The sequence below is a fragment of the Streptomyces sp. UH6 genome, assembly GCF_013421635.1.
Classification (GTDB): domain Bacteria; phylum Actinomycetota; class Actinomycetes; order Streptomycetales; family Streptomycetaceae; genus Streptomyces; species Streptomyces abyssomicinicus.
Genome location: NZ_JACADT010000156.1, coordinates 1 through 8,543 on the forward strand (window position 1 = coordinate 1; position 8,543 = coordinate 8,543).

The window sequence follows — 8,543 nt, forward strand, 5'->3', positions numbered from 1 at the left end:
CGGCACCTCCTCCGGCACCGCAGGGGGCGGGTCCTGTGCGCTGCCCGCCGGGGGCGATGCGGACAACCCCGGAGCCGGCGGATCCGCAGGGGGCGGATCGGGTGCGGCGGCCGCTCCCAGCACCGCCCCCGCCAGGGCGCACAAGGTCCATCCGGCTCGGCCGGCCTGCCGCGTTCGCTTCTCTCGCATGCCCGAACCGTGCCGCGAATCGGCCGGAAACCGGCCACGCCTGTGGAGTACTCGCCGGTTGTGGACGGTGGCGTCACTCGCGGCCCCGGCAGTCCCGTACACTTTCTGAGGCGATCCGGGTCACCGGGTCGACTTCGCACGCCTCGATGAGGACCCCGGCGCAAGCCGGCGGTCCGGGTCGGCGCCCCTCGGTCCTTCATGGCTGGGCGTCGTACGCGGGCGTCAGGCGCGGGAACCGTCCGGTACCCGCGGCACAACCGAGAACCTCAAGGAGAACGGCCATGGCCGTCGTCACGATGCGGGAGCTGCTGGAGAGCGGCGTCCACTTCGGTCACCAGACCCGTCGCTGGAACCCGAAGATGAAGCGCTTCATCTTCACCGAGCGCAACGGCATCTACATCATCGACCTGCTCCAGTCGCTGTCGTACATCGACCGCGCCTACGAGTTCGTCAAGGAGACCGTCGCCCACGGCGGCACGGTCATGTTCGTCGGCACGAAGAAGCAGGCGCAGGAGGCCATCGCCGAGCAGGCGACCCGCGTCGGCATGCCGTACGTCAACCAGCGCTGGCTGGGCGGCATGCTCACCAACTTCTCGACCGTCTACAAGCGTCTGCAGCGCCTCAAGGAGCTCGAGCAGATCGACTTCGAGGACGTCGCCGCGTCCGGTCTGACCAAGAAGGAGCTCCTGGTCCTCTCCCGCGAGAAGGCCAAGCTGGAGAAGACCCTCGGCGGTATCCGCGAGATGCAGAAGGTGCCCAGCGCCGTCTGGATCGTGGACACCAAGAAGGAGCACATCGCGGTCGGCGAGGCCCGGAAGCTCAACATCCCGGTCGTCGCCATCCTCGACACCAACTGCGACCCCGACGAGGTCGACTACAAGATCCCGGGCAACGACGACGCGATCCGCTCCGTCACCCTGCTCACCCGCGTGATCGCCGACGCCGTCGCGGAGGGCCTGATGGCCCGCTCCGGCGCCGCCGAGAACAAGGGCGAGAAGGCCGCCGGCGAGCCGCTGGCCGAGTGGGAGCGCGACCTGCTCGAGGGCGACAAGAAGACCGACGCCGAGGCCGAGAAGCCGGCCGAGGCCCCCGCCGCCGAGGCCCCCGCGGCCGAGGAGGCGCCCGCCGCCGAGGCCGAGAAGCCCGCCGAGGGCGAGCAGGCCTGACGCCCGGTCCCCGGACCGCGAGGTCCGGGGCGGCGATGCCCGTACGGCTGATCGTGTGACCACACGGCGGGCGGCGCCCTCCGCGCCGCCCGCCGTGTCGGTGGATCCGTGATCCATGATCCGCGATCCGTGACCCGCCGTCCGGGCCCGTAGATCTTCCATTCGCACTCGTACTCCGAGAAGAGAAGCACAGACATGGCGAACTACACCGCCGCCGACGTCAAGAAGCTGCGTGAGCTCACCGGCGCCGGCATGATGGACTGCAAGAAGGCCCTGGACGAGGCCGCCGGCGACGTGGACGCGGCCGTCGAGGCGCTCCGCATCAAGGGCCAGAAGGGCGTCGCCAAGCGCGAGGGCCGCTCCGCCGAGAACGGCGCCGTCGTCGAGATCATCGCCGACGACAACTCCGCCGGTGTCATCGTCGAGCTGAAGTGCGAGACGGACTTCGTCGCCAAGGGCGAGAAGTTCCAGGCCGTGGCCAACGCCATCGCCGAGCACATCGTCAAGACCTCCCCGGCGGACATCGACGCCCTGCTCGCCTCCGAGATCGAGGCCGGCAAGACCGTGCAGGCGTTCGTGGACGAGGCCAACGCGAACCTGGGCGAGAAGATCGTCCTGGACCGCTTCGCCCAGTTCAAGGACGGCTACGTCCTGGCGTACATGCACCGCACCATGCCGGACCTGCCCCCGCAGATCGGTGTCCTCGTCGAGCTCGACAAGGAGAACGCCGAGGTCGCGAAGGGCATCGCCCAGCACATCGCCGCGTTCGCGCCGCAGTGGCTCTCCAAGGAGGACGTGCCGGCCGACGTCGTCGACAAGGAGCGTCGCATCGCCGAGGAGACCACCCGCGCCGAGGGCAAGCCCGAGGCCGCGATCGCCAAGATCGTCGAGGGTCGGGTGAACGGCTTCTTCAAGGACGCCACCCTGCTCGGCCAGCCGTACGCGCTGGACAACAAGAAGTCCGTCCAGAAGGTTCTGGACGAGGCCGGTGTCACCCTGAAGCGCTTCGCGCGCATCAAGGTCGGCATCTGAGTCAGTACCGTGATCGGCGGATCCGACCGCTAAGGTCGGAAGCAGTCGTCCGGGTACGCCGCCGCGCACTCGCGCGCGGCGGGCGACAACAGATCTGACGAGGGAGGCCATTGCCGCATGGGATGCGAACCACACCCCACCGGCAATGGCCTTCTTCGTGTGTGTGCACTGCAAACGAAGTGAGACTCCCCATGACCACGAAGGCCGAGAAGAGCGACGACGGCAAAGAACGCGGCCGGTATCTGCTGAAGCTGTCCGGCGAGGCGTTCGCCGGCGGCGGCGGACTCGGCGTCGACCCGGACGTGGTGCATGCCATCGCGCGCGAGATCGCCGCCGTGGTCCGTGACGGAGCGGAGATCGCCGTCGTCATCGGCGGCGGCAACTTCTTCCGCGGCGCGGAGCTGCAGCAGCGCGGCATGGACCGCGCCCGATCCGACTACATGGGCATGCTCGGCACGGTGATGAACTGCCTCGCCCTCCAGGACTTCCTGGAGAAGGAGGGCATCGACTCGCGCGTGCAGACCGCCATCACGATGGGCCAGGTCGCCGAGCCCTACATCCCGCTGAGGGCCGTGCGCCACCTGGAGAAGGGCCGTGTGGTCATCTTCGGCGCCGGTATGGGCATGCCGTACTTCTCCACCGACACCACCGCCGCCCAGCGCGCCCTGGAGATCGACGCCGAGGCCCTGCTGATGGGCAAGAACGGCGTCGACGGGGTCTACGACTCCGACCCCCGCACCAACCCGTCCGCGGTCAAGTTCGACTCGCTGGGCTACGGCGAGGTCATCACCCGCGACCTCAAGGTCGCCGACATGACCGCGATCACGCTGTGCCGCGACAACGACCTGCCGATCCTCGTCTTCGAACTCCTGGCGGAGGGCAATATCGCCAGGGCCGTCAATGGTGAGAAGATCGGCACGCTCGTGGGCGACCCGGGCCGCCGGGACTGACCGGTGTACCAGCCCACCCGGCCGACGCCGGGTGGGCGCCCCGTGCCCCGGTCCGGGCGTGACCTGGCCGGGGGATGGACAATGTCCTGCCGGTCCGGAACCGTGCAGGCAGAAGACGCGACGCAACCGTCCGCCGGCGCGCACAGGAGCGGCGGACGGGCCTACTTCAAGACACGCAGGAGCAAGTGGTGATCGAAGAGACCCTCCTCGAGGCCGAGGAGAAGATGGAGAAGGCCGTCGTGGTCGCCAAGGAGGACTTCGCCGCGATCCGCACCGGCCGTGCGCACCCGGCGATGTTCAACAAGATCGTGGCCGACTACTACGGCGCGCTGACGCCGATCAACCAGCTGGCCTCGTTCTCCGTGCCGGAGCCGCGCATGGCCGTGGTGACCCCGTTCGACAAGACCGCCCTGCGCAACATCGAGCAGGCGATCCGGGACTCCGACCTCGGCGTGAACCCGAGCAACGACGGCAACATCATCCGCGTGACGTTCCCCGAGCTCACCGAGGAGCGCCGCCGCGACTACATCAAGGTCGCCAAGACCAAGGGCGAGGACGCCAAGGTCTCGATCCGTTCCGTGCGCCGCAAGGCCAAGGACGCCATCGACAAGCTGGTGAAGGACGGCGAGGTCGGCGAGGACGAGGGCCGTCGCGCCGAGAAGGAACTCGACGACACCACCGCCAAGTACGTCGCCCAGGTGGACGAGCTGCTCAAGCACAAGGAAGCGGAGCTGCTCGAAGTCTGATGAACGACTCTTCCTGGGGGGCGCCGCCGCAGGCAGGACACGGGTGGCCGTCCGAGCACGAGCAGAGGTATGGAACGCCCGGCGGCCCCGTCCAGGGAGCTGTTCCGACGGGTCCGGCGTACGATGCGCATGCGGCACTCGCGCCGCGTGACGCGTATGCGACGCCGGTGGCGCAGGATGCCTACCGGGATGTCCACAGGTCGCCCGGGGTTCCCGGCGCGGCCGGGATCTCCGGGGCCCCCGGGCCGCACGGTGACCACGGGCAGTCCTACGGCGTGCCCGCGCAGGAGGGCACCGCGTCCGCGCCGCACGGGTCCGTGCGGCATGCGCCCGTGCAGCACGGGGCACCTGTGCAGCGCGGTGCATTCGTGCCGCAGGGTGACGCCGTCCAGCACACCCGCCCGATGCCCGTCGTCAGCGAGAAGCCGCAGGAGCCCATGTCCGACGCCTCCCAGCCCTCCCCGGCCCCTCGCGGGCCGGAGGAACCGCGGCAGCGCAAGAAGAAGAGCGCGGGACGCGACCTGGGCGCCGCGATAGGCGTCGGCGTCGGTCTGGGCGTGCTCGTCCTGGTCGCGCTGTTCGTGGTGAAGGCGGTGTTCGTCGGCGTCGTCGTGGCGGCCGTGGGCGTCGGCCTGTGGGAGCTCACCTCCCGGCTCGCCGAGCGCAAGGGCATCAAGGCGCCGCTGGTGCCGCTGGTCGTCGGCGGTGCGGCGATGGTGATCGCCGGTTACGCGGCGGGGCCGCAGGGGGCCTGGCTGGCGACCGCGTTCACCGCGCTCGCGGTGATGGTGTGGCGGATGACCTCGCCCCCGCAGGACTACCTGCGGGACGTGACCGCCGGCCTGTTCGCCACCTTCTACGTGCCGTTCCTGGCGACGTTCGTCTCCCTGATGCTGGCCGCGGACGACGGTCCGGAGCGGGTGCTGACCTTCGTCCTGCTGACCATCGTCAGCGACACCGGCGCCTACGCCGTGGGATGGCGGTTCGGCACCCACAAGCTGGCACCCCGCATCAGCCCCGGCAAGACCCGGGAGGGCCTGCTGGGCGCCATGGGCTTCTCCATGGTCGCGGGCGTCCTGTGCATGACGCTCCTGGTGGACGGCGGCGCCTGGTGGCAGGGCCTGCTGATGGGCCTCGCCGTCGCGGTCAGCGCCACACTGGGCGACCTCGGCGAGTCGATGATCAAGCGGGACCTGGGCATCAAGGACATGGGCGCGCTGCTGCCGGGTCACGGCGGCATCATGGACCGCCTGGACTCCCTGCTCCCCACGGCCCCCGTGGTGTGGCTCCTGCTGGAGATCTTCGTCGGCAGCTGAGCACACCCGACACGCGAAGAAGCCCCGTTCCGCCCCGGCCGCGGTACGGGGCTTCGCCGTCGCCGGGCCCCGCGCGGAGGCGGCCCGGACGTCGCGGAGACGTAGCTCACCGGAGACGGCCCGGGCGGTCCGGCAGGGGCACGGATTCGATCTGCCACACTGGTAACGCCATGCCTAAGCCCGGAGAACTCACTTTCGTCGCCCCGCGCGGAGCCAAGAAGCCGCCGCGGCACCTCGCCGACCTCACGCCCGCCGAGCGCAAGGAAGCGGTGGCCGCGATCGGCGAGAAGCCGTTCCGCGCCAAGCAGCTCTCGACGCACTACTTCGCGCGGTACGCGCACGACCCGGAGCAGTGGACGGACATCCCCGCCGCCTCGCGGGCCAAGCTCCAGGAGGCGCTGCTTCCGGAGCTGATGACGCCGCTGCGGCACCTGTCCACCGACGAGGGCGCCACCCGCAAGACGCTCTGGAAGATGTTCGACGGCACGCTCGTCGAGTCGGTGCTGATGCGCTACCCGGACCGGGTGACCATGTGCATCAGCTCCCAGGCCGGCTGCGGCATGAACTGCCCGTTCTGCGCCACCGGCCAGGCGGGGCTGGAGCGGAACCTGTCCACCGCGGAGATCGTCCACCAGATCGTGGACGGCATGCGGGCCCTGCGCGACGGGGAGATCCCCGGCGGCCCCGCGCGGCTCAGCAACATCGTGTTCATGGGCATGGGCGAGCCGCTCGCCAACTACAACCGGGTGGTCGGCGCCATCCGCCGGCTCACCGACCCGGAGCCCGACGGGCTGGGCCTCTCCCAGCGCGGCATCACCGTCTCCACGGTCGGCCTGGTGCCCGCCATCAACCGGTTCTCCGACGAGGGCTTCAAGTGCCGCCTGGCGATCTCGCTGCACGCCCCGGACGACGAGCTGCGCGACACCCTGGTCCCGGTGAACACGCGCTGGAAGGTGCGTGAGGTGCTGGACGCGGGCTGGGAGTACGCCGAGAGGTCCGGGCGGCGCCTGTCCATCGAGTACGCGCTGATCCGCGACATCAACGACCAGGCGTGGCGCGGCGACCGGCTGGGCCGGCTGCTCAAGGGCAGGCCCGCGCACGTCAACCTGATCCCGCTGAACCCGACGCCGGGCTCCAAGTGGACCGCCTCGCGGCCCGAGGACGAGAAGGCGTTCGTCGAGGCGATCGCGGCGCACGGGGTGCCCGTGACGGTCCGCGACACCCGAGGTCAGGAGATCGACGGGGCCTGTGGTCAGCTGGCCGCCACCGAGCGGTAATCTGACCCCGGCGTACGCGGCACCCACCGTCGTACGCAACACCTACATACGCATAGTGATATCCGACAGGGGAGCGCTGCAGCGCTGAGAGTGCGGTACCGACCGCAGACCCTCTGAACCTCGCCCAGGTCATTCTGGGTAGGGAGTTCGGTCAACTCGAGCTGTTGCGCCCTGCCCGGGGACCGTTGAGGTCCCCGGGCAGGGCCGCGTCTCTTCCTGGTCAGCCAGGAGGAAATACCGTGCACATCCGCCAGAAGCCCGCCGCCGCGACGGCGGCCGTCCTCGCCCTCGCCCTCTCCGCGTGCGGCTCCGGTGGTTCCGGGGACGACCCGCAGGCGTCCGGGGGGAAGACCGTCACCCTGGTCAGCCACGACTCGTGGGCCGCCTCCAAGGAGGTGATCGCCGCCTTCGAGAAGGAGAGCGGGTTCAAGGTCAAGGTCCTGGAGGACGGCGACGCCGGACAGGCGCTCAACAAGGCCGTGCTCACCAAGGACCACCCGCAGGGCGACGTCCTGTTCGGCGTGGACAACACGCTGCTCTCGCGCGCCCTCGACAACGAGGTCTTCGAGCCCTACCGGGCCGGGGAGTCGGCGAAGATCGGCGAGGAGTTCAAGGTCGAGGGCGACGCCGCCACCCCGGTCACCACCGGCGACGTCTGCGTCAACTACGACAAGGCGTACTTCGAGAAGAAGGGCATCCAGCCGCCGAAGACCCTCGGCGACCTGATCAAGCCCGAGTACAAGAACCTGCTGGTCACCGAGAACGCCGGCACGTCCTCACCCGGTCTCGGCTTCCTGCTGGGCACCGCCGCCGAGTACGGCGACAAGGGCTGGCAGGACTACTGGAAGAAGCTGAAGGCCAACGGCCTCAAGGTGGTCAGCGGCTGGGAGCAGGCCTACAACGAGGAGTTCTCCGGCTCCGCCGGCGGCAAGCAGGCGGGCGGCGAACGGCCGCTGGTCGTCTCCTACGCCTCCTCCCCGCCCGTCGAGGTGATCTACGCCGACCCGCAGCCCGAGGAGGCGCCCACCGGCGTGGCCACCGGGACCTGCTTCCGCCAGGTCGAGTACGCGGGCCTGCTGAAGAACGCGAAGAACCCCGAGGGCGGCAAGGCACTGCTGGACTTCCTGGTCTCCAAGCCGTTCCAGGAGGATCTGCCGCTCAACATGTTCGTCAACCCGGTCCGCGCGGACGCCGAACTGCCGGAGGCGTTCACCGAGCACGGCGCGGTGGCCGAGGACCCGAAGACGCTGGCGCCCGAGAAGATCGCCGCCAACCGTGACCAGTGGGTCGACGCGTGGACCTCGCTCGTCCTGTGACGACCACCGCCACCCGGGGCAGGCTGCGGAGCGACGCGGCGCGGCTCGGCCTGATGGCCGTGCCGGTCGCGTTCTTCGCGGTCTTCTTCGCCTACCCCGTCGTCGCCATCGTCCTGCGCGGACTGCGCGGCGAGGACGGGGCCTGGCGGCTCGCGGAGGCCGCGCGGACGCTGGCACGGCCGGAGGTCCGCGACGTCCTGTGGTTCACGCTGTGGCAGGCACTGGCCTCGACGGCGCTGACCCTGGTGATCGCGCTGCCCGCCGCCTACGTCTTCGCCCGGCTGCGGTTCCCGGGCCGGGAACTGCTGCGGGCGGTCGTCACCGTGCCGTTCGTGCTGCCGACGGTGGTGGCCGGCGCCGCCTTCCTCGCGGTGATCGGCCGGGGCGGACTCTTCGACGAGCTGTGCGGCGTCCGGCTGGACGGCACCGTGTGGGCGATCCTCCTCGCGCACGTCTTCGTCAACTTCGCGGTGGTCGTGCGCACGGTCGGCGGGCTGTGGGCGCAGCTCGACCCGGGGCAGGAGGAGGCCGCCCGGATGCTCGGCGCCTCG

The 8,543-nt window shown here is 70.2% G+C and carries 7 protein-coding genes, 1 pseudogene and 1 riboswitch; all 8 genes and pseudogenes read left to right on the forward strand.

What is annotated here, in order from left to right:
- The first annotated feature begins 470 nt into the window (after positions 1-470).
- On the forward strand, positions 471-1,355 hold the full coding sequence (gene rpsB, locus HW445_RS11065; protein WP_180220853.1) for a 30S ribosomal protein S2: 885 nt from the start codon (positions 471-473) through the stop codon (positions 1,353-1,355).
- A 195-nt stretch (positions 1,356-1,550) separates the two neighbouring features.
- Positions 1,551-2,387 (forward strand): translation elongation factor Ts, encoded by an 837-nt coding sequence (gene tsf / locus HW445_RS11070; protein WP_180220854.1) that lies wholly within the window; start codon positions 1,551-1,553, stop codon positions 2,385-2,387.
- Between the two features lie 191 nt (positions 2,388-2,578).
- Complete coding sequence (gene pyrH, locus HW445_RS11075) at positions 2,579-3,337, forward strand: UMP kinase (RefSeq protein WP_151775482.1); 759 nt, start codon at positions 2,579-2,581, stop codon at positions 3,335-3,337.
- A 188-nt stretch (positions 3,338-3,525) separates the two neighbouring features.
- Positions 3,526-4,083, forward strand: coding sequence for a ribosome recycling factor (gene frr / locus HW445_RS11080; RefSeq protein ID WP_151775483.1), 558 nt, complete (start codon positions 3,526-3,528; stop codon positions 4,081-4,083).
- The gene (locus HW445_RS11085) at positions 4,083-5,399 is read left to right on the forward strand and encodes a phosphatidate cytidylyltransferase (protein WP_180220855.1); all 1,317 of its coding nucleotides are present in this window, start codon (positions 4,083-4,085) and stop codon (positions 5,397-5,399) included. Before frr ends, HW445_RS11085 begins: the two co-directional genes overlap by 1 nt.
- Positions 5,400-5,569: 170 nt before the next feature.
- Positions 5,570-6,676, forward strand: a complete 1,107-nt coding sequence (rlmN, locus tag HW445_RS11090) for a 23S rRNA (adenine(2503)-C(2))-methyltransferase RlmN (RefSeq protein WP_180220856.1) — start codon at positions 5,570-5,572, stop codon at positions 6,674-6,676.
- 57 nt (positions 6,677-6,733) lie between these two features.
- Positions 6,734-6,839: riboswitch (TPP riboswitch) on the forward strand.
- A gap of 76 nt (positions 6,840-6,915) precedes the next feature.
- Positions 6,916-7,992, forward strand: coding sequence for a thiamine ABC transporter substrate binding subunit (locus tag HW445_RS11095; RefSeq protein ID WP_180220857.1), 1,077 nt, complete (start codon positions 6,916-6,918; stop codon positions 7,990-7,992).
- 53 nt (positions 7,993-8,045) lie between these two features.
- Positions 8,046-8,543: pseudogene (locus tag HW445_RS11100) on the forward strand (ABC transporter permease subunit); the annotation flags it as partial.

Coding starts and splice junctions, on each gene's coding strand:
- rpsB (WP_180220853.1), top strand. CDS start 471: ATGGCCGTCGTCACGATGCGGGAGCTGCTGGAGAGCGGCGTCCACTTC.
- pyrH (WP_151775482.1), top strand. CDS start 2,579: ATGACCACGAAGGCCGAGAAGAGCGACGACGGCAAAGAACGCGGCCGG.
- rlmN (WP_180220856.1), top strand. CDS start 5,570: ATGCCTAAGCCCGGAGAACTCACTTTCGTCGCCCCGCGCGGAGCCAAG.
- tsf (WP_180220854.1), top strand. CDS start 1,551: ATGGCGAACTACACCGCCGCCGACGTCAAGAAGCTGCGTGAGCTCACC.
- HW445_RS11085 (WP_180220855.1), top strand. CDS start 4,083: ATGAACGACTCTTCCTGGGGGGCGCCGCCGCAGGCAGGACACGGGTGG.